Below are 19,522 nucleotides of genomic sequence, written 5' to 3'. Positions count from 1 at the left end.
AACCTATTTCGGCTCTGATTATCAAAGATAAGGCGCGCCGACGGATCCGGTTATCCATGCGCCATCGCGACGTCCTCGCCAGCATCGCCTGTCGCCAGAACTTCGAGGGTGAAGATGGCCCAGGGCCACAAATCATCCGTCATCTCGCCCAGGCGCGAATCCGTGTGGCGCGGCCAGACCAGAATGAGCGGGCCAAGATCGCCCAGCGCCAATAGATCGCCGTCCCGTTGATAGGCCAATACGGGATCAGACTCGGCGAGCTGGCGCGCGGGCGCCACGACCTGATATCCATCCAGCGCCGTCAGGCGCAAATCCGAGTTCGCCGGGACGTTCAACGCTTCAAGCACCGCCGAGACCGGCGGTCCGGTCCAGCGTGACAGCGCTCCGCCTTGAGGGAAGTCCGTCTCCAGCGTGACGCTTTCAAGCCGCATCAGGTCGGCCAGGGAGAGACACTGCGTCGGTCCGCCCGTGCCGTAGGCGGCATACAGACTTGGGCTCGGCGCGCTCCTGTCGGCCTCAACCCGGCACAGAACCACGGCGTCCGACGCATCCGGAACACGCGTACAGGACAGGACTGCAAACGCCATCACTCCCGCCAGACCCGTCTGAAACCATCCCCGCATGGCGTCCCTCATTGCAGTAATCGCCGATCCAGAAAATCCACAAACCGTCCCTCGGTCTCCCGGCTCGCCTGTTCATCATATCGCAGGGTGGAGTCCGGATGGTGGTCGGGCTCGTCAAAGGCATGGGTCACGCCCCCCAGCACCGACCAGCTGACCGGCGCCCCCTCCTGGCGCGCCCGGCTGAAGACCACCGAGGCGTCCGCTTCGCTGGCCATGGAATCGCGCTCCACCAGAATGGCTTCAATGGGAATATCCCTGAGCCAGTCATGGCGCACAGCCAGGGACGGCCCGCTGACATAGGGATAGACGAGAAACGCCCCACGCACGCCTTCAAAGGGCTGGGCCGGCGCATCGGACAGTCCGTCAGGCGGCAGCGCCATCCGCGCCAGCGTCAGCGCGTCCAGCAGGGTCCAGCCGCCATGGCTCCAGCCGGCCAGCGCCAGCCTGCGCGGGTCGATCCGGGCGTCCTGTCGGATCAGGGCGAGCGCGGCATACACATCCGCCGCGCGCTCGCGGCCCCACAGCCTGTGCCCGGTGCAGACCTGGGCCAGCGCCTCTTCATAGCTGATATTGCGGGCCCGCAGGCTGTCCACGATCACCGCCGCGACGCCGGACTTCACCGCCAGAGCGGCGTAATTCTCGGTGACCTGGCGAACGCCGCCGCACCCATGAAACAACAGCACCGCCGGAAACGGGCCCTCGCCCGGCGGATAGGACACCCGCACATAGGGCTCCAGGAAGGCGACGTGTTCCGCGAACGGTTTGCGCGCCATGTGCTGGCCGCGCAGTCGCCGATAGAGCGACCAGGCGATGTAGAGCGCGAATGCGACAACGCCAGCGCCCGCCATCGCCAGAACCCAGATCAGCAAATCCATGTCACGCGCCCAATCCTGATGGCCTTGTCCTCATGACTAAGCCCATCAGGATCAGGGTCAAACACGAAGAGTCTAGTGACGGAAATGGCGCATGCCGGTGAAGACCATCGCCAGGCCCGCCTCGTCAGCAGCCGCGATCACGTCTTCATCCCGCACCGAGCCGCCCGGCTGGATGACGCAGCGCGCGCCTGCCTTGGCCGCTTCCAGAAGTCCGTCCGGGAAGGGGAAGAACGCATCGGACGCGCAGGCGGAGTTCGCCGTGCGCGGCGCATCCCAGCCATTTTCCTTGGCGGCGTCCTCGGCCTTCCGGGCGGCGAGCCGCACCGCTTCCACGCGCGAAGTCTGGCCCATGCCGACGCCCGCCGTCGTACCGCCCTTGGCGAAGACGATGGCGTTCGATTTGACGTGCTTGACCACGCGCCAGGCGAACATCAGATCCGCCAGCTCTTCCTCGGTCGGGGCGCGCTTGGTCACCACCTTGAGATCGGACGGCAGGATATGGCCGGTATCGCGTTCCTGCACCAGCAGACCGCCCGCAACCGCCTTGGTGGTCCAGCCCGGCTGGGTGGGGTCCGCGAGGGCGCCGGTGAGCAGCACCCGCACATTCTTCTTCGCGGACAGGATGTCGAGCGCAGCCTCGTCCGCGTCCGGGGCGATAACAACCTCGGTGAAGATCTTGGTGATCGCATCCGCCGTGCTGGCGTCCAGCGTGCGGTTGAACGCCGCGATGCCGCCAAAGGCCGAGATCGGGTCCGCGGCGAAGGCGCGCTCATAGGCAGTGGCGAGATCATCCGCCGCCGCGGCGCCGCACGGGTTGGCGTGCTTGATGATCACGGCTGCGGCGCGGTCCTCGGGATCAAACTCGCTGACGAGTTCAAAGGCGGCGTCCGCATCGGCGATATTGTTGTAGGACAGGGCCTTGCCCTGGATTTGGCGCGCCGTGACCACGCCCGGACGCTGTTCGGCGGCTTCATAGAGCGCCGCATCCTGGTGCGGGTTCTCGCCATAGCGCAGCTTGTTCAGACGGCGACCGCCAATGGTGAACCAGCTATGGGCCGGTTTCTCGACTTCCGGCTCGAAGCGCGCGGCGATCGCGCTGTCATAGGCGGCGGTGCGGGCGAAGGCCTTTGCGGCCAGATGGCGGCGAATGGCCAGCGTGGTCTCGCCGTTATGGGCGGCCATGGATTCCAGCACCTTGTCGAGATCGCGCATGTCGGTGCACACGGCCACATGATTGTGGTTCTTGGCGGCGGCGCGGATCATCGCCGGCCCGCCCACATCGATCTTCTGGATGCAGGCGTCGATGTCGGCGCCGGAACGGGCGGTTTCCTCGAACGGATAGAGATTGACCACCAGAAGGTCGATCTGGGGAATGCCATGTTCCGCCATGGCCGCCAGATCATCCTCCCGGTCGCGCCGGGCCAGCAGACCGCCATGGATGCGCGGATGCAGGGTCTTGACCCGGCCATCCATCATTTCGGGGTATTCGGTGACGCTCGAAACGTCGCGCGCCTCCAGTCCGGCGTCGCGCAGGGCCTGCAGCGTGCCGCCTGTGGACAGAAGCTCGACGCCCGCTTCCGCCAGCTTGGCGGCGCGTTCGGCGAGACCGGTTTTGTCGGAAACGGAAATCAGCGCCCGCTTGAGCGGGGCAAGGCCGGAATCATCCATGGAAACGTCCTCCCATACGGCGCCAAACTAGCTGCGCCAGGAACGAAGACGGCCCCTTATCACGCGTCACGCGCGGCGGGAAGCGTCTGACTGATCGCCGTCACGCCTTCTGGCCAGCCGGCTTCGATGACCAGTTTTAACCGATTGCGCACCTGATCGTCATCGCGGCGCTGCGCCGCGGCGATCAACTGCTCCAGCGCGGACTCCACCCGGGCCAGATCCAGATCCGGCGTCTGGATTCGCAACACCCCGGCCGGACCGGCCGGCGAGACCCGTTCAAAGGCATGGGTCAGCGCTTCATGCAGCTTCTCGCCCGGACGCATGCCGGTATAGATGATCGGCACATCGCGCTCGGGCTCCAGCCCGCGCAGGCGGATCAGCTGCCGCGCCAGGCGCGAGATCAGCACCGGTTCGCCCATGTCCAGAAGGAAGATATCCCCGCCCTCAAGGCCCACAGCGCCCGCCTGGGCACCCGCTTCCAGCACCAGGCCGGCGGCTTCCTCCACGGTCATGAAATAGCGCGTGGTCTCTTCATGAGTGACTGTCACCGGGCCGCCCTGGGCGATCTGGCGCTCGAACAGCGGCACAACCGAACCGGCGGAGCCCAGCACATTGCCGAACCGCACGGAGGCTAGCTTCATGGGCTCGACCTTGCTGGCCGTTGCGGCGAGATAGAGCTCCACTGCGCGCTTGCTGCCCCCCATGATCGAGCTGGGATCGACCGCCTTGTCAGTGGAGATGGACACCACGGCGTCCACGCCGGCCGCGGCTGCGGCCTCGACCACATTGCGCGTGCCCATCAGATTGGTGCGCACGGTTTCGGAGACATTCTCCTCCATCAGCGGCACATGCTTGAGCGCTGCGGCGTGGAGGACGACTTCGGGCTGCTCTTCGGCCATCAGCACATCCAGACCCTTGCGGTCCTTGATGTCGCCCAGCACCGAGCGCCAGCTGGGCGCGTCCGGCATGGACTGCAGCACCATGTCGATCTCGTAGAGATTGGGTTCGGCGCTATCGAGCAGGATCAGGCGTTCAGGCTTGAGCGCCGCCGCCTGGCGCACCAGCTCGGACCCGATCGTGCCGCCCGCGCCGGTGACCAGCACCCGCTTGCCGGCGATCAGGCGGCGCGCGCCGTCGCGCGCCAGGGCGCGGGGCGGGCGGGCCAGAAGGTCAGACGCCTCGACCGAGGTGAAGGCGCGCACGCCATTGCCGCCGCGCGCCCGGCTCAGCTGCACGCCGGTGCGGCCCGCCACGCGCGCCACTTCATTCACCAGCGCCGCATCCGGATTGGGATCGGCCAGGACGATGCGCACCGGGCCGTCGCCCGCCTGTCGCTTCACCCGCAGCACGGCGCGGGTCAGCTTGTCGGGTCCGCCCTCGATGGGAATGCCGTAGAGCGCGCGACCGCCCGCCGTGCCCTCGGTCTCCACCAGCGCGCGGAAGCGGAAGCTGGGGCCGGAGGCGCGGCGCAAATGCGCCTTGAGCACATCGGCCAGATGCTCGCGCGCGCCGACCAGGATGGCCATGGGCGCGCTTTCATCGCCGCGCTGGACCAGCGATCTGAGATCGCCGGAGCGCCAGGCGGCCGCCGCCACGCGCGGCGCCACGAGAAGGAAGACCAGAAGCGGAGCAGACAGGGCGAAGGTCGAGCGCGGGAAATCCTCCAGCCGGTTCATGGCGAAGAAGACCGGCAGGAAGATCAGATGCGACAGCAGCACCGCCTGCACGATGGGCAGCAGGTCCGGCATGGACATGTGACGCCACAGGCCGCGATGAACGCCGAGCACCAGGAAGACGGCGGCGCTGATCGGCGCGAACACTGCCGGCGCGAGATACTCAAGCGGTCCGGGCGGTACGCTGTATTCGGAAAAGTGATAGCGGATCATCAGGCTGGCGAACATCGCCATGGCCGCCGCCAGCGTATCGTACAGCAAGACGAGACTGGTCGTCAGCGCCACCCCGCGAGGCGGCGTCGTCTGCGCTTGCTCCTTGGCGTTCTCGCTCATATCGCCGCCTTCCCCCCTGCGACAGCGCAATCGATCCTGGACCCGCCTGCCATGTTTACCCCGCCGCCCCCACGCGGCCCAAGCGCTGAAACGCCCATCGGACCCGGTTTGGCGGACGTTCGCCCCCACCATAGGGCTCCGCTTCGCCCGACACCACCAGCTGTGTCGACCGTTCGGGCTTGCCCCCTGCCGCCAGATAGACGGAACGCTCGAGGCGCACCGGTCCCCCATCGGTCCGGAAGCGCCAGCCATCACCATTACCCGCAACCAGAAGTGCGCTCAAGGAATCCCTTGAAAGAGAAGCGCGAACGCTGGGATGCAGGTGGAAGCGGATGGAGAAGCGATAGCGCAGTTCGGGATTGTCCGGCGCACCATCCTCGACGGGGCGATACAGGCTGTCTTCCCCGCGCAGATCTCCGCCATCAGACGCCAGAAAGAGCCGGCGGCGCAGGGAGAGGCCGAACTCGCGGCGATAGCCTTCATGGCTGGCTTCCAGCCAGACGCCGAGATCTTCCTCATTGCGTCGCGCCTTCACCGGCTCGGGTCCGGCAGCGACCCGCGGCCCCAGCAGGGCTCGGGCCCAACCCTGGGCGACAAGCCGCGTTGAGGAGGTTTCCTCAAGAGTGAGCACTGAATGGGCGGCCGTCGCCCGAACCGCCTCGCGCCAGGTGCGCGGCTGATCCGCGGACCAGCCGCAATTGACCACCAGACGCCCGCCGGGAGCAGCAAATTCAAAGGCCAGCGCGCTGGCGTGAACATCCGCCGAATGCGGACCCGATGGCGGGCCTGCGGAATCCATGATCAGCACGGCGCCGCCCGCTTCCACACGGTTGAATCCGCTGTGCGGCGCGACATTGAAGCCACGCCCCTGACCACCGCCCACATGCTTGAGCGCGGTCTCGATGGCGCGGGAATCCCCTTCATCCCCGCCATGAAAGACGGTCAGCCCGCCGCCCGGCATGCGACAGAAGCGGATGAAGGCCGCCGTGCGATCCATCGCACGACTGACCTCGGAGGACAGGCTGAGTCCGCGCGCATCGGCGGCGCGGTCGAGAATGACGAGCGCAATCAGGACATCCGCCGCGACGCGCGGATTGCGGCTGGCGTGGCCGCCATCAGGCAGGATCTGGCTGGTCAGCTCGCGATCAAGCGCGCTCTGGGCCTGGGTCTGCAGCTTGGCGGGCAAGTCCAGGGTCAGCGCGGCCAGACGCAGGGTGATCGCAGCGCAGAGCCGCGTCTTGTCCTGGGGCATGAGCGACAGGCAGCGCGCCAGACGCAGACCCTGGCGCACCGCGGATTTCAGCCGCTTCGGCGTTTCGGGATCCTCGGAGGCGAAGACGGTTTCGCTTGCCAGCATCCAGGCCCACAACCGGCCTTCGAGCACATGCGGCTCCCAGCTGAACCAGTTCCATTTGCCAAAACGCGCCAGCCAGTCATCGACCAGGGCGCGCGCCATGGTCGGCGCCTCGGGGTCCTCCACCGCCAGAAGGTCCGCCAGCCAGTCAAACCGGTGCAGGCTTTCGGCAAAGCGTTTGGACGGCGCTGTCCGGTCCCAGACCGACTCCTCCTCGGACACTTCCAGCATTTCGCCCGCCAGCGCGAACCGACCGCCCAGCAGGGCGGCGCCGCGCGCCTTGTCGCCCTTGATCAGCGCTTTGGGCCGCACGGCCAGCGCTTCGGGCGCACGCTGGCTCTGGGTCAGTATGCGATAGGGCGGGGCCGCATTGAGCAGATCTGACATTTCCCGACGACCGCGCAGCGCCAGGGCGGCGGCGATCTCACGGGTCCTGGGCGGGCGTTTCATCAAGGCCTCAAACGCCCCGCAATGCGGCAATGTTCCCGGCATAGGCGCCGGGACCGCCCTTGAAGACGGCGGAGCCTGCGACAAGCGCATCTGCGCCCGCATTGATGCAGTGCTGGGCGGTTTGCGGGTTCACCCCGCCATCCACCTCGATCATCGTGTCCAGGCCCCGACGCTCGATGGTCTTGCGCAGGGTTTCGATCTTGCGCAGCTGGGAGGTCAGGAAGCTCTGCCCGCCAAAGCCGGGATTGACGCTCATGATCAGGACGAGATCGAGCTCGTCGAGCACATAGTCGATCATGTCCAGCGAGGAGCCCGGATTGAGCGCCGCGCCGGCCTTCACGCCATGGCTCTTGATGGTCTGCACGGTGCGGTGAAAGTGCGGGCCCGCCTCGGGATGGGCGGTGATCATGTCCGCGCCCGCCTCGGCGAAGTCGGCGACATAGGCGTCCACCGGCGAAATCATCAGGTGCACGTCAAAAGGCTGGTCCGACCAGGGCCGCAAGGCCTTCACGACCGCCGGGCCAATGGTCAGATTGGGCACGAAATGCCCGTCCATGACGTCGATATGGATCCAGTCGGCGCCCGCGGCGTCGATGGCTTTGACCTCGTCTCCCAGCCGGGCGAAATCAGCAGACAGAATCGAGGGTGAAATAATCGTCGAACGAGCCATGCTGATTGCGTATCAGCGGCCCGCATTTTGGGCAAGATGCGGCGGCGGCTTTCCCGCCTTTCACGTCAGTTTGTTCGCCGGATTCAGAAGCCTCGGAAAAGCGCCGGAGAGAGACGCCTTCCCGAGGCCGCTGATGGATCAGCCCACCGCGCGATGCCCGCGCATGCGCAGGCACTCCACCACCATCTGGCGCCGCTCGTCGCGGGTTTCGAGCGAACCGCCCAGAGCGCCCGCCGCCGCCCCCACCACGGCGCCGGCAATCGCGCCTTCGGTGTCGGTCACATCGTCATCGGCCAGACCGGCCAGTGCGCCGATGCCAGCGCCCACCGCCATGTCGGTGCGGGTTTCGGAGTTCAGATAGGCCCGCTCGCGCGCCAGCGCCTGGCACGCCTGAAGATCCGCCTCATAGGCCACGGAATGCGGACCATCCACGATCGGGGCGTAATCGGCGCCGCCGCCAGCGCAGGCGGTGACCATCAGGCCGGAGGCGATCACGGTCATCAGAACAATCGGTTTCATGGGGAGTATCCTTTCTTGTTGTTGCTCTTTTGATTTCAGGATCAGAAGCGGGCGCGCACGGTCAGCGCGATCCGGTCATCAGAATGGCGGTCATCACCCCAGCCGCGGCCATAGCTGAGCCCGGCGGTGAAGCGTTCGGCGATCTGCGCCTCAAGGCCCAGACGGGTCTCGAAGCTGTTCTCCGCCAGCCCCTCGCCGAACAGCGTCACCGGGTCCGCGGTGTTGTCGATCAGCTGTGAGACGAGGCTGTGATCGGCATTGCTGCGCCAGGTCCAGCCCACAGCGCCGACCGGGGCGAGGGTGACGTTCTCCGCCACGCGCCAGCCGTCCATGCGCGCATCAAGATGGGTGTCAAAGCGCCAGGTGTTGAGCGATTGCGCGCCATAGCGCAGCGCCAGACCGGTCGCGCCGGTCTCGGTCGCGCCATCGATACGGATCGCGTCATATTGCAAGGAATTGCTGACCTGCAGGTCGAACACTCCCCACTCATAGGCCGCATCACTCAAAAGGCTCGCCTGCCAGGCCTCGCCGTCAAAGCTGGTGCGGGCGGACAGACCGCGCACGCCGGTCTGGCGCACGCCATCCTCGAAATCGAGCCAGCTATGGCTGACCGCCGCCGTCAGGCCATAACCGTCTTCGGCATAGCGCAGGAAGCCCGTCAGCGTGGTGGCGGCGTAGTCCTGACGATCCCCGTTGCCAAAGCGAATCTCGGCGTCGTCATGGCGCAGGGCCGCGCCGGCGCTGAACACGTCGGTCAGACGATAGGCGCCGCCAAAGCTTGCCGCTTTCAGGCGGACATCCGCGGTCAGGCCGTCAAAGTCGAACTTCACGTCCTGATAGGCGAGATCACCGAACACGCCCGGCCCCTGACGCGCGCCCGCCCAGACCGATTGCTCGCTCATCTCCAGCCCGGCGGCGACCAGCGAGGGCAGCATCAACGCAGGCCGCGCGGCCTCGCCATTCGCGCCCGCCAAGGTCGCCTGCCACCATTGCGCGGTCAGAAGCTGACCGGCTTCGGTGAAGTGCAGATCATCGAGGAACAGATAGCGGTTCTGCCCCGCCATATCGGGCGCGCAGACCGTGTCGGCGTCTTCAAGATAACACTCGCGATCCACCTCATCGAAGCCCAGCGCTGCGGCGTTGTCCCGGATATAGGTGAGGAACGCCTCGTCCCGCACCGTCACCAGATTGACGCCCGCCGCATCCGCGGCTGCGACCGCCGCATCAAACAGGGCGATATTCGCCGCATCCACGGCTTCGGCGAAGGCGGCCTGAGCCTCGGCGTCATCGCGCACCAGCGGGGCGAACTTGATCGGGCGCACTTCCGCCATCAGCACCGTTTTCACGCCCAGCGCGCCCAGGGTGGTGATGTTATCCGCGCCCGCTTCGGCGATATCGGCGATGATCGCATCGAAATCCTCGCCCGCCGCGGCGCGATCCATCAGATCGTTGGCGCCCGCCATGATGAAGGCGACATCGTCTGCGCCAACGCTGGCCTCGCCCGCCTCGACCATCTCGGCAAAGATCGCGGTCTGGATCTGCACGCCCGTATAGAGGCCAAACTCGGCCAGATCGCCGCTTGCGGTGATATGAGCGCCGGAGAAAGCGAAGTTCACATTGTTGCTGTCGCGGTCGGGGTCGAGGACAATGTCCACATCCCGGCCCATCATTTCTGACCAGACCAGACCATTGGACAGGCGACGGAAGCCATTATTGGACGAATAGGGGAATTGGGTCTCGCCGCGCTGCTCCAGAAGGGCAGCGTGATTGCCCTGCCCGGTCGAGCTGTCGCCAAAGAAATACCAGTTCCCGTCTCCGGGTTTGGCGTAACTCGCCCCGCCCAGCGCCAGCGCGGCGAAGCCCCCGGCCATAAGGGCGCACCCGCCCCGCAACGCGCACAGAGCCGTGCGCGCAGTCATACTGCGTTTCATAATGTCTCTCTCCTGAGGAAGGGTCCGCCTGTCAGGACCCGAATCTTGGGCCGCGCTTACCGCGCAGCGTCAGTCAGGTGTCCGGGCCGATCATCGGCGGTCCGGACACGGCATGCGCAACGCCGAGCGGCGCTGTCGTCATCTTGGCGACGGGCGCGACAAACGCCCGAACTGCTGTGTGCGCCATCCTGGCGTCTCCTGCAGTCTCCGCCGACCGGGTTTCCCGTGTTCAGGCGGAAGGGTTGACCAACCAGCGGGGACAATGCCCCCTTTCGTAGGCGCCGCCCTTTCAATCAGGGCGGCAATCGCTACGTATTATGTAGCAAGAAGTACTGCTACGCTTTCCGTAGCGCAAGTGACCATTTCGAGGAGAGATTGTGGCGAAACTGACCGAATCCTCGCGCCCGGTAATGGCCCTGTTTGAAGTCCTGGGTCAGAAATGGGTGCTGCGCATCATCTGGGAGTTGCGCAACGGCCCGCTGACCTTTCGCGAGCTGCGGGCCCAGTGCGACGAGATTTCGCCAACCGTCCTCAACCAGCGCCTGGCGCTTCTCAAAGAGACGCTGCTGCTGGAAAGCACCGATGAAGGCTACAAGCCGACCGCCCTGCTCGAGGAGCTGGGTCCGGTGCTGTACGCCCTGCGCGACTGGTCGAACATGTGGGCGGAAACCCGCGTCGCGCACGGGCATGACGTGTGAACGCATCTCAGGCCTCTGCAGATCGGACGCGGACGGGGCGGAAGCGCTCGCGATATTCGCGCACCGTCACCCCGAGATGCTTGTGAAAGGCCCGACGCATGCGTTCGGCCGCGCCAAATCCTGATTTGAGCGCAATCAGGTCAATCGTGTCATCGGACTGCTCCAACCTGACCCGGGCATCCTGCAGCCGCGCCTGCTCCACATAGGTGGCGGGCGTCTGGCCGGTCTCGCTCTTGAACTTGCGGGCAAAGCTGCGCTCGGACATGCAGGCGAAATTGGCCAGCTGGGTCACGCTCAGCTCGTCGGTGAGGTTCGCGAGTATGTGCTGGAGCGTACGGTTGATCGGCCCGTCATCCACTTGCTGAGCCACCAGCTGGGCGCTGAACTGGGCCTGTCCGCCCGGCCGCATCATGTACATGACATTATAGCGGGCGACCTTGAGCGCCATGTCATGCCCCCAGTCCGCCTCCACCAGCGCCAGCGCCAGATCCATGCCCGAGGTCACGCCCGCAGAGGTCCAGTACTTGCCGTCGCGCACATAGATGGCGTCTGCATCGAGCGCGATCTGCGGATAGCGTTTGGCCATCACCGGGCACCACCACCAATGGGTGGAGGCGCGCCGACCGTTCAGAAGCCCCAGCTCGGCCAGGATGAAAGAGCCGGTGCAGATCGAGATCACCCGTTCGGCCTCGCCATCCGCCCAGCGCACGAACTCCAGCAGGCGCTGATCCTTGAGCGCGGCCTGAGTGCCGTGCCCGCCCGCGATCATCAGCACATCCACCGGCAGACCGCTCTCGCGCGCCTGATCAAAGGTCATGTCCGGCACAAGCGACAGGCCCGAGGTGGTGCGGATGGGCGTTGCGTCAGCAGCGACCAGGGTCAGCTCATAGCCGCCCACCCCGCCATCCTTGAACAGCTTCACGCCTGACAGCACCTCCATCGGCCCGGTGATGTCGAGCACATGGGCGTCAGGGTAAGCCACCATCACCACATGGATGAGCGGCGCGTCGGCGGCGGGGCGTGCGGCTGTCGTGTTCATGTGGCGGATATTGCGCGCTTTTCCCAAAACCGTAAGGCCGGAAAAAACGCAAATCCCGCCAATCGCGCCTTATTGGGTCCCCAGAAGGACCGGCAGGGCGTTCAGCACGCTGCGTGGCAGCGAGCCCTGATAGCTCGCAGCCTCAAGCCGGTTGAGCGCATCCTGATCCAGCCAGACGCCATTCGCCATGACCGCGGCGGGATATTCCACACTGGACACATCACTGAGCGGATCGCCGGAGACGAGGAGGAGGTCGCCGCGCATGCCCGGCGCGATGACGCCGCGATCGTCCAGCCCGAACACACCGGCCGGCGTCACTGTCGCAGCCTGCAGCGCCTCATAGGGGGTGAGCCCGGACAGGACGAGCAATTCAAGCTCCCGCGTCATTGCGCGACCGGGAAGGTTGGTGAAAATGCCCGCATCCGTGCCCGCAATCAGGGTGACGCCCGCCTCGTGCATCATCCCGGTGGCGCGCTGATAGAACTGACGCCTCACCTCTTCCCGGAACGCCGGATCCTGACGGGACCAGAAGTCATAAACCCCCGCATCCACCTTCACATAAAGCGGGTTCATCGCCGCAACGCCATCGCGCTCCAGATACGCGCCATCGCTCTCCGCGACCCGCACCAGATTGTCATGGGCGATCAGGGTCGGCGTCACCACCGCGCCCGCCATCGCCATTTCTTGCGCCAGCACCTCCATCCGTTCGGCGTTCAAGCGGTCGCGCAAACCATGCCAGACAATGGATTCGGTGTGCTCGATCGTCAGGAAGCCGTCATCGAGCACGCTCAAGAAGGGGATCAGGAAATCGCGCTCGAGCGGAATGCCCGGCTCGCGGACCCCTTCGGGCGTGTGGCCCGATACGGTCATGCCCAGCGCCCGCGCCTCCTCAAGCACGCCGCGATACGCGTCTTCCGTCAGGTTGGAATAGACCTTGAGATGCTCGAAACCCTGCTCATGCTGGCGGCGCACCGCGGCGCGCGCCTCGTCCTGCGTCATCACCAGCACATGGTTCTGCTGGGCGTTGGGACCGGGAGAGTTCAGAATCGGACCGGTCGTGAGCAAGGTCGGGCCCAGCAGCGCCCCGTGCTCGATCCTTTCCGCCCAGCGCAGATGCACCTCGAGACCCGACACATTGCGCACGGTCGTCACCCCATGTGCGAGATAGGCGGCGAGTTCGGGCACATCCCAGACATGCACATGGGCGTCGATCAGCCCCGGAAGCAGCGTCTGACCGCTGGCGTCGACCCGCAGCGCGCTTGCGACGCGCGGATCCCCATCCAGCCCGCCGTGATCGGCAATGGCGACGATGACGCCGTCGAGCACGAGGACGTCCTTGTGGAGTTCGACCTCTGCAGCGCCTGGACTCATGGACACCAGACGCACATCCGAAATCAGCACCGCCGGCTCAACCGACGCACTGACCAGCGCGCCCGGCCATCGGAAGAATGCCGCCCAGATCCCAGCCGCCAAAAGCGCCAGAACCGTCAATCCGATCGTCAAGATCCGCATGCCGCCCCCCATAACTGGCCCCAGTCTGGAATGGCGCACATCGCAAGGGAAGCGCAAATCCGGACCGGGGCTGGGCGTTTCACGCCATTTTCAGCGTTAGGGGCGCGGCGCCCCAGCGGTCAGGGGAAAGGCCAGGGGCCGCAAGGGCGCAGCGTCCGCGCCCCGCAGCTTCAACCCGCCGCCCACAAAGGCGAACTCATGCACCCCGGCTTGCGCCAAGCCTTCAAGATTGACCAGCTCGAGAATGGGTGCGCCCTGCTGGGCCAGCAGATAGGTATGAACGGGCACATAATTATGCGGATCTTCGGACGGAAAGGCCTCAAAGCTGAGATTGTCCGCGCCCACGACCATTGCGCCCGCCTCCTCAATCAGGAAGCGCGCCGCTTCCAGCCCCAGGCCGGGCGGGTTGCGCATGTACCGCCCGGCGTCCTCATAAACCTGCATCCGGCCGGTCCGGATCAGCACCACATCACCGGTTTGCAGCGTGACGCCCTGCTGTTCCGCCGCGCCCCGCAAGTCATCCGCCGTAATCCGATAGCCGTCCTCCAGCATGCTCAAGCCCTTGTAGCGGGCCAGGTCCAGCATGACCCCGCGCGCCACAATGGGCGGCAGAGCCTCCGCCCCGCCCACGCGCCAGCCGCGATCGCCCAGATGGTCCTCAGCGGAGAACCCGTTCCAGACCTCACCGTTCAGACCGAAATGGACCAGCGCATCGATATGGGTGCCGGTGTGGGTGTACATCGCCACCGCCGCCCCGGTGTAACCCACATGGGCGTTCATCGCGTGACCGACGCCGAGAGGGTCATCAACTTCGGTCCCATGGGGCGTATGGGTCATCCAGATGCGGTAATGGGGGTCGCCCGCCGCCTGCCAGCTGGGCATGCCGATGAAATACTCCACCGACAGGTCATGGGGCGCGCCGCCGGAAATCCGGCTCAGGATCGCGGCCTGACTCTCGTCCGTCATGAGGTTGAGCCGGCCGATTTCGTCCTCAGCGCCCCAGGGGCTGACGCCGACCTTGGCCGGCACATCTTCCGTCTGCGCCTGGGCGGGAAAGGCGATAAGGGCGAAGGCCGCCAGATTGGCCAACAGATGCGGTTTCATGCCGACGCCTCCATCATCCGGGCCGCATCCGCGCCCCGCAGGAAACGAAGCGTCAGCTCCGCCACACGAACGCCCAGCCGGGCTGCGGTTTCCCGGTCCGACCCTGGCGGCGCCACATCCGGGCCCTGATCATTATTGGCCTGCGCCATCACACCGATGGAGGCGCCGATCCGATTGAGATCGTCCACGCTGGCGGTGGAGCTGTTATTGCCCGGCAGCTGATCGAGACTGACCCAGATCATGCCGTGCTGGGCGGCGAAGGTGGAGAGCTGGCTCAGCGTGGCGAACTTGTCGCCCGCCTGGGAGCTTGAGACCGTGAAGCCGGCGGCGAGCTTGTTGGACCATCCGCGCGCCAGCCAGGTCGCCGAAGTCAGGTCCATGAAATGCTTAAACGGTCCCGAGACCGCGCCCATATAGGTGGGCGAGCCGAAGATGATGGCGTCGGCCTGGCCCAGCGCCTTCCAGTCCGGGTCGGACAGGCTGACGACATCGATGAGCGCGGCCGTGGCGCCCGGTACACGCGCCACGCCCTGGGCGACAGCGTCCGCCAGCGCCCGGGTATGGCCGTATCCGGAATGATAGGCGATTGCGATATGAGCCTGCATGAGGATCTCCCGTTGTTTGACGGGACACAGCTAGGCCGTTCACAAATTGAAAATAATTGGCAAATTTTTGAATATATATTTCGCGATTTGAAAAATAAGACTGCTAACGTTCGCGGAAGGTCTCGGCCAGATGGTCCAGCAGGACACGCAGCTTTCGCGACACTTCGCGCTGTTCCGGATAGACGACATACAGCGCGCGCCCTTCAATGGACCAATCCGGCAGCAATTGCACCAGCGCGCCCTCTTCCAGAGCCTGACGCACATAGACATGAGGGGTGACGGCGATGCCCAGCCCTTCCACGGCCGCGCTCTTGACCGCGATGGAGCTGTTCACCCGCAAGCGTGGGCGAAGCTGAACCTGAACCGCCTCGCCGTCCCGCTTGAGAATACAGGTCTCGCTATGCTCGGCGCCGGAATAGATCAACGCATCGTGACGAGAGAGATCCTCAGGTCGTTTCAGCTCGACAGACCGCGCGAGATAGTCTGGCGACGCCACGACCACACGGTCCAGCGACATGAGCTTGCGGGCTTTCAGACTTGAATCGGGCAGATTGCCGCCGCGGATCGCGGCGTCGAACCCTTCGCCGACCACATCGACCACCGCATCGCTCATATGAAGGTCGAGCAGGATGTCGGGATAGGTCTTGCAAAAGGACAGGAGCGCTTCCTGAAGCGCCACCAGCCCAAGGGACAGGGGCGCCGCCAATCTCAATCGCCCGCGGGGAGAGGCGGTCTCCGACCGCACCAGCTCGTCCGCGTCATCAAGCGCATCCAGAACACCCCCCACCCGCTGATAATAGGCCTGTCCCACATCGGTCAGATGCAGCGAGCGGGTGGTGCGCACGATCAGCTGCGCGCCCAGCTGGGCCTCCAGCTCCTTGATCGCCTTGCTGACCGACGCATTCGACAGACCCAGATCCCGCGCCGCCGCGCTGAAACCATTGCGGTCCACGACCTTCCTGAAAATCTCAAGCGTGCTCAGTCGATCCATGACGTCAACCCCGGTCCGCCCGTATGGCGTCAGTCTGGGCCAAGTCGGCGAAGGGGGAAAGCGGGCGCTCTGCCGTCAGATCCGGTTCCGGCGTCAGGGCCGGGCAGGACAATCGCTCAACGGCCCGGTCCGGCTGCGGCGCCGCCAGCAGGGACAGACTCAGAAAAGCAGGGGCCAGACAGGGTCTCATCGCGCCCTCCGGACGTCAGATCAGGCGCGCAAACGCCAGCACGAACAGGCCAAAGGCCATAATCGCCCCGACGCTACGAACATGGTTCCACACCGTCCATACGCGGAGATACCGACCCCAGACCGACGCTTCGCCGCCTGAGGCTTCGAGCTGTTTGTTGAGGGGCACATTACGCACCGCGGTCAGCCCAAACACGAGGACGCCATAGATCACAGCACCTGCGCCGATCAGGGCTCGCACCTCATCGCTCACCCCGTCCGGCGCCCAGAACGCAAGCCCCGCCGCCACCGGTGTCGTGAGCATGAAGCCGGTGAGAAAGATCGAACGAAAGATGACCTGATTGATCGCGATCATCGCCCCGGCTCCGGCCTCGGCGCGTTGCAGCCCGCGCATGATGAAGTCGGAGAACGCCAGGAACACCCCGGCCCCGAGCCCCGTCATCATGACGAGGCCCAGAACCATGCTTGCATAAAGGGCCATCCCCATCACTCTGCCGCCTCGGTGACCCTGAAGGCGCCCGCCGCTGCAGCCTTGCGCGCGAAGGTCTCGAAATCGGTCGGCTTGCGTCCGAGCGCTCGCTCCACACCGTCACAGACATGGGCGTTGCGGCCGTCAAAGACGGTGCTGAAGAGGTAATCCATCAGCCAGACCACTTCGCCCGGCGCGCCCTGGGCCTTGAGACCCTCTATGAAATCCTCATGCCTCAGCGGGATGTAGGCGATCTCGCGCCCTGACGCTTCCGACAGGATCTGCGCCATATCCGCAAAGCCCAGAAGGCGCGGGCCGGTCACCTCGTAGATCTCGCCGGCATGACCATCCCCGGTCAGCGCAGCGACCGCGACATCAGCGATATCGTCCACATCCACAAAGGGTTCGAGCACGTCTGCACCCGGCAGAGTGATCCGCCCGGCCCGGACCATGTCTGCAAACCCGCCTTCGGAGAAATTCTGGTTGAACCAGCCGGCGCGCACCACCGTCGCGTTCAGACCGCTTTTCAGAACGATCTGTTCGCAGGCCTGGGCCTCTTCCTCGCCCCGACCTGACAACAGCACAAGGCGTTCCACGCCTGCGGTTTTCGCCGCCTCGACAAAACGGTTGATCAGCTCGACCGCGCCCGGCACGGCAAGGTCCGGCACGTAGGCGATATAGACCGCCTTCACATCCTTGAGCGCTGCCGCCCAGCCTTGCGGCGCGTTCCAGTCGAACGGGATCTCGGCGCGTCGTGAACCAAGACGGACTTCATGACCGCGCTCGGCGAGCCGGGCTGCAACGCGGCTGCCGGTCTTGCCGGTCGCGCCGGTGACCAGAATGGGAGAGGTGCGCGTGAACGCGCGGCGAACGGATGTGAAGATACTCATCTCAAGCTCCTGACGCGTCACTTGACGCTATGTAAAGTTTACATGGTGACAAGTGACAGCAACTTGACACGATGTCAAGCGTATTCGAACCTGACCCGGTTTCCCCTGAAGGAGCCTCGAATGGCGGACGCCTCGATCACCCGCACCCGAATTCTCAACGCCTGCCGCGCCCTTCTGGAAAGCGACGCCGGCGCCGTCACCCGCATGAGCGATGTGGCCAAGGCGGCCGGGGTCAGCCGGCAGGCCGTCTACCTGCATTTCAAGACGCGGGCGGAGCTGCTGATCGCCCTGACCCGGCATATTGATGAGGTTGAACATGTGGAGGAGCGGCTTGTCGCCAGCCGATCCGCCACAGGGCTGGAGCGACTGGACGCCTATATCGAGGCCTGGGGCGCCTATATCCCCGTGATCTACCCGGTGGGGCAGGCGCTCATGGCGATGGCGCCGACCGATGACGCCGCGCGCCTGGCCTGGGACGACCGGATGAACGCCATGCGCCAGGGCTGTGAAGCCGCGGTGAAGGCGCTGGCCATGGCAGGGCGGTTGAGGGCCGGGCTTGGCGAAAAACCCGCAACGGACATGTTGTGGACGCTCCTGTCCGTGCGCAACTGGGAAAGCCTGGTGCAGGACTGCGGTTGGGATCAGACGCGCTATATCAAGGACATGAAGGCGCTCAGCCGGGCCTATCTGTGCGCCGAGATCATCGACGCATGAGCCGTGTGTCGCCCCGCTTCCGTCGCGCCGAGGCCCGTGATCTTGACGCCATCATCGCGCTGCTGGCCGATGACGCCCTGGGGCAGACGCGCGAGCGCGTCGCAACGCCAACCGACCCGGCCTATGCGGAGGCCTTTCGCGCGATCGAGACGGACCCGAACCAGTTGCTGGCGGTGATGGAGGATGAGGACGGCGTGGCGGGCTGCCTGCAGATCAGCTTCATCCCCGGCCTGTCGCGGCGAGGCATGTGGCGCGGCCAGATTGAAAGCGTGCGCATCGCCAGCCGTTTGCGCGGCGCAAAGCTGGGCCGAGAGATGCTCGAATGGGCGATCGATCAGTGCCGGCAGCGCAACTGTCAGCTTGTCCAGCTCACCTCGGACAAGAGCCGCTCTGACGCCCTCCGCTTTTATGAGAGCCTTGGCTTCATCGCGAGCCATGAAGGCTTCAAGCTAGCTCTCTGAGGCCGGCGGGGCGCTCTCGGGCACAGCGGCGAGCGGGTCGTCCTTCACATCCTCCAGCCAGCGATCCATCACCACGCAGGCGGTCAGGTCGCCGGTGACGTTCACCGCCGTCCGGCACATGTCCAGAATCCGGTCCACGCCCAGGAGGATCGCCACCCCCGCCGCCGGAATGCCCATCCCTTGCAGGATGGTGGCGAGGATGATGATGCCGACGCCCGGTGTGGACGGGCTGCCAATGCTGGCCCCCACCACCGTCACCACCAGCAGAGCAAACTGGGCCGTGTTCACCTCCACCCCGAAGAGCTGGGCGATGAAGAGCGCGGCGACCACCTGATAGAGCGCCGTGCCGTCCATGTTCACCGTCGCGCCCAACGGAATGACGAAACGGGCGATGGGCGGGGCGACTTTCAACCGGTCCTCGGCCACCCGCAGGGACAAGGGCATGGTCGCAGCCGAGCTCGATGTGGAGAAAGCGAGCAATTGCGCCTCCACCACCTGACCGGCGAAGGCGAAGGGATTGCGCCGTCCCAGAACCAGCACGATCAGTAGATAGGCGCCCAGAAGCGCGATCAGCCCCAGAAGCACCGACAGGATGTAGGCGGACAAGCCCACCAATGCATCAAGGCCTGCCCGGATGACAAAGTCGGAAATCAGCCCCAGCACCGCGAAGGGCGCCAGCCGCATGGCCCAGCCGACAATCTTCATCGCCACTTCCTGCACGGTCTGAAGAAGGCGGCTGAGAGGCTCGGAGCGT

The 19,522-nt window shown here is 65.5% G+C and carries 19 protein-coding genes; 3 read left to right on the top strand and 16 right to left on the bottom strand.

Translation table 11 applies throughout. The features are described 5' to 3' along the window. Positions 1–50: 50 nt before the first annotated feature. The 8 genes from OA2633_RS11005 to OA2633_RS10970 all read right to left on the bottom strand — a co-directional run bounded on the left by OA2633_RS11005 (position 51) and on the right by OA2633_RS10970 (position 10,096). Positions 51–623 carry a hypothetical protein gene (locus tag OA2633_RS11005; protein ID WP_009802624.1) on the bottom strand — a complete coding sequence of 191 codons (573 nt, stop codon included), beginning with the start codon at positions 621–623 and terminating at the stop codon, positions 51–53. 8 nt (positions 624–631) lie between these two features. Then, positions 632–1,498: a dienelactone hydrolase family protein gene (locus OA2633_RS15495; RefSeq protein ID WP_009802623.1), complete on the bottom strand. Its 867-nt coding sequence runs from the start codon at positions 1,496–1,498 to the stop codon at positions 632–634. A gap of 72 nt (positions 1,499–1,570) precedes the next feature. Beyond that, positions 1,571–3,166: a bifunctional phosphoribosylaminoimidazolecarboxamide formyltransferase/IMP cyclohydrolase gene (gene purH, locus OA2633_RS10995; protein WP_009802622.1), complete on the bottom strand. Its 1,596-nt coding sequence runs from the start codon at positions 3,164–3,166 to the stop codon at positions 1,571–1,573. Positions 3,167–3,225: 59 nt separating this feature from the next. Next, positions 3,226–5,172 (bottom strand): polysaccharide biosynthesis protein, encoded by a 1,947-nt coding sequence (locus OA2633_RS10990; RefSeq protein ID WP_009802621.1) that lies wholly within the window; start codon positions 5,170–5,172, stop codon positions 3,226–3,228. 55 nt (positions 5,173–5,227) lie between these two features. Then, positions 5,228–6,976, bottom strand: coding sequence for a heparinase II/III family protein (locus OA2633_RS10985; protein WP_009802620.1), 1,749 nt, complete (start codon positions 6,974–6,976; stop codon positions 5,228–5,230). Between the two features lie 7 nt (positions 6,977–6,983). Further along, entirely contained in the window at positions 6,984–7,646 is a 663-nt protein-coding gene (gene rpe, locus OA2633_RS10980) for a ribulose-phosphate 3-epimerase (RefSeq protein ID WP_009802619.1), read from the bottom strand. 138 nt (positions 7,647–7,784) lie between these two features. Next, positions 7,785–8,165 carry a hypothetical protein gene (locus OA2633_RS10975; protein WP_009802618.1) on the bottom strand — a complete coding sequence of 127 codons (381 nt, stop codon included), beginning with the start codon at positions 8,163–8,165 and terminating at the stop codon, positions 7,785–7,787. Between the two features lie 41 nt (positions 8,166–8,206). Continuing rightward, positions 8,207–10,096: an autotransporter domain-containing protein gene (locus OA2633_RS10970; protein WP_156776221.1), complete on the bottom strand. Its 1,890-nt coding sequence runs from the start codon at positions 10,094–10,096 to the stop codon at positions 8,207–8,209. 377 nt (positions 10,097–10,473) lie between these two features. On the opposite strand from OA2633_RS10970, the gene OA2633_RS10965 reads away from it, so the two are divergent. Next, on the top strand, positions 10,474–10,794 hold the full coding sequence (locus OA2633_RS10965) for a helix-turn-helix domain-containing protein (protein ID WP_206740504.1): 321 nt from the start codon (positions 10,474–10,476) through the stop codon (positions 10,792–10,794). 7 nt (positions 10,795–10,801) lie between these two features. On the opposite strand, the gene OA2633_RS10960 is transcribed toward OA2633_RS10965, so the two are convergent. The 7 genes from OA2633_RS10960 to OA2633_RS10925 all read right to left on the bottom strand — a co-directional run bounded on the left by OA2633_RS10960 (position 10,802) and on the right by OA2633_RS10925 (position 17,593). Beyond that, positions 10,802–11,833 carry a GlxA family transcriptional regulator gene (locus tag OA2633_RS10960; RefSeq protein WP_009802614.1) on the bottom strand — a complete coding sequence of 344 codons (1,032 nt, stop codon included), beginning with the start codon at positions 11,831–11,833 and terminating at the stop codon, positions 10,802–10,804. 69 nt (positions 11,834–11,902) lie between these two features. Continuing rightward, the gene (locus OA2633_RS10955; protein ID WP_162010991.1) at positions 11,903–13,345 is read right to left on the bottom strand and encodes an amidohydrolase family protein; all 1,443 of its coding nucleotides are present in this window, start codon (positions 13,343–13,345) and stop codon (positions 11,903–11,905) included. Positions 13,346–13,441: 96 nt separating this feature from the next. Continuing rightward, a complete protein-coding gene (locus OA2633_RS10950) occupies positions 13,442–14,449 on the bottom strand; it encodes a cyclase family protein (RefSeq protein WP_009802612.1) in 1,008 nt (335 codons plus the stop codon). Further along, entirely contained in the window at positions 14,446–15,054 is a 609-nt protein-coding gene (locus tag OA2633_RS10945; RefSeq protein WP_009802611.1) for a flavodoxin family protein, read from the bottom strand. The genes OA2633_RS10950 and OA2633_RS10945 overlap by 4 nt, the downstream gene beginning before the upstream one ends. Positions 15,055–15,157: 103 nt before the next feature. Then, positions 15,158–16,045 (bottom strand): LysR family transcriptional regulator, encoded by an 888-nt coding sequence (locus OA2633_RS10940; RefSeq protein ID WP_009802610.1) that lies wholly within the window; start codon positions 16,043–16,045, stop codon positions 15,158–15,160. A 205-nt stretch (positions 16,046–16,250) separates the two neighbouring features. Beyond that, the gene (locus OA2633_RS10930) at positions 16,251–16,715 is read right to left on the bottom strand and encodes a DUF1772 domain-containing protein (RefSeq protein ID WP_206740503.1); all 465 of its coding nucleotides are present in this window, start codon (positions 16,713–16,715) and stop codon (positions 16,251–16,253) included. Between the two features lie 5 nt (positions 16,716–16,720). Then, positions 16,721–17,593, bottom strand: coding sequence for an NAD(P)H-binding protein (locus OA2633_RS10925; RefSeq protein WP_009802608.1), 873 nt, complete (start codon positions 17,591–17,593; stop codon positions 16,721–16,723). A 120-nt stretch (positions 17,594–17,713) separates the two neighbouring features. Between OA2633_RS10925 and OA2633_RS10920 the strand changes: the two genes are divergently transcribed. Next, positions 17,714–18,307 (top strand): TetR/AcrR family transcriptional regulator, encoded by a 594-nt coding sequence (locus OA2633_RS10920; RefSeq protein WP_009802607.1) that lies wholly within the window; start codon positions 17,714–17,716, stop codon positions 18,305–18,307. Further along, positions 18,304–18,768, top strand: a complete 465-nt coding sequence (locus OA2633_RS10915) for a GNAT family N-acetyltransferase (protein WP_009802606.1) — start codon at positions 18,304–18,306, stop codon at positions 18,766–18,768. The genes OA2633_RS10920 and OA2633_RS10915 overlap by 4 nt, the downstream gene beginning before the upstream one ends. Here OA2633_RS10915 and OA2633_RS10910 read toward each other — a convergent pair. Next, positions 18,757–19,522 (bottom strand): dicarboxylate/amino acid:cation symporter (locus tag OA2633_RS10910; protein ID WP_009802605.1); only part of this gene is annotated, 766 nt, incomplete at its 5' end. The genes OA2633_RS10915 and OA2633_RS10910 overlap by 12 nt on opposite strands.

It is taken from the genome of Oceanicaulis sp. HTCC2633 (assembly GCF_000152745.1).
Classification (GTDB): Bacteria; Pseudomonadota; Alphaproteobacteria; order Caulobacterales; family Maricaulaceae; genus Oceanicaulis.
This window is presented reverse-complemented; position numbering and strand designations above follow the sequence as displayed.

Excerpts from the sequence above, each read along its gene's own strand:
- OA2633_RS10915 (WP_009802606.1), top strand. The coding sequence starts at position 18,304 with ATGAGCCGTGTGTCGCCCCGCTTCCGTCGCGCCGAGGCCCGTGATCTT.
- OA2633_RS10940 (WP_009802610.1), bottom strand. The coding sequence starts at position 16,045 with ATGGATCGACTGAGCACGCTTGAGATTTTCAGGAAGGTCGTGGACCGC.
- OA2633_RS10960 (WP_009802614.1), bottom strand. The coding sequence starts at position 11,833 with ATGAACACGACAGCCGCACGCCCCGCCGCCGACGCGCCGCTCATCCAT.
- OA2633_RS10990 (WP_009802621.1), bottom strand. The coding sequence starts at position 5,172 with ATGAGCGAGAACGCCAAGGAGCAAGCGCAGACGACGCCGCCTCGCGGG.
- rpe (WP_009802619.1), bottom strand. The coding sequence starts at position 7,646 with ATGGCTCGTTCGACGATTATTTCACCCTCGATTCTGTCTGCTGATTTC.
- OA2633_RS10925 (WP_009802608.1), bottom strand. The coding sequence starts at position 17,593 with ATGAGTATCTTCACATCCGTTCGCCGCGCGTTCACGCGCACCTCTCCC.
- OA2633_RS11005 (WP_009802624.1), bottom strand. The coding sequence starts at position 623 with ATGCGGGGATGGTTTCAGACGGGTCTGGCGGGAGTGATGGCGTTTGCA.
- OA2633_RS10945 (WP_009802611.1), bottom strand. The coding sequence starts at position 15,054 with ATGCAGGCTCATATCGCAATCGCCTATCATTCCGGATACGGCCATACC.
- OA2633_RS10920 (WP_009802607.1), top strand. The coding sequence starts at position 17,714 with ATGGCGGACGCCTCGATCACCCGCACCCGAATTCTCAACGCCTGCCGC.
- OA2633_RS10930 (WP_206740503.1), bottom strand. The coding sequence starts at position 16,715 with ATGGCCCTTTATGCAAGCATGGTTCTGGGCCTCGTCATGATGACGGGG.
- OA2633_RS10950 (WP_009802612.1), bottom strand. The coding sequence starts at position 14,449 with ATGAAACCGCATCTGTTGGCCAATCTGGCGGCCTTCGCCCTTATCGCC.
- OA2633_RS15495 (WP_009802623.1), bottom strand. The coding sequence starts at position 1,498 with ATGGATTTGCTGATCTGGGTTCTGGCGATGGCGGGCGCTGGCGTTGTC.
- OA2633_RS10970 (WP_156776221.1), bottom strand. The coding sequence starts at position 10,096 with ATGAAACGCAGTATGACTGCGCGCACGGCTCTGTGCGCGTTGCGGGGC.
- OA2633_RS10955 (WP_162010991.1), bottom strand. The coding sequence starts at position 13,345 with ATGCGGATCTTGACGATCGGATTGACGGTTCTGGCGCTTTTGGCGGCT.
- purH (WP_009802622.1), bottom strand. The coding sequence starts at position 3,166 with ATGGATGATTCCGGCCTTGCCCCGCTCAAGCGGGCGCTGATTTCCGTT.
- OA2633_RS10985 (WP_009802620.1), bottom strand. The coding sequence starts at position 6,976 with ATGAAACGCCCGCCCAGGACCCGTGAGATCGCCGCCGCCCTGGCGCTG.
- OA2633_RS10975 (WP_009802618.1), bottom strand. The coding sequence starts at position 8,165 with ATGAAACCGATTGTTCTGATGACCGTGATCGCCTCCGGCCTGATGGTC.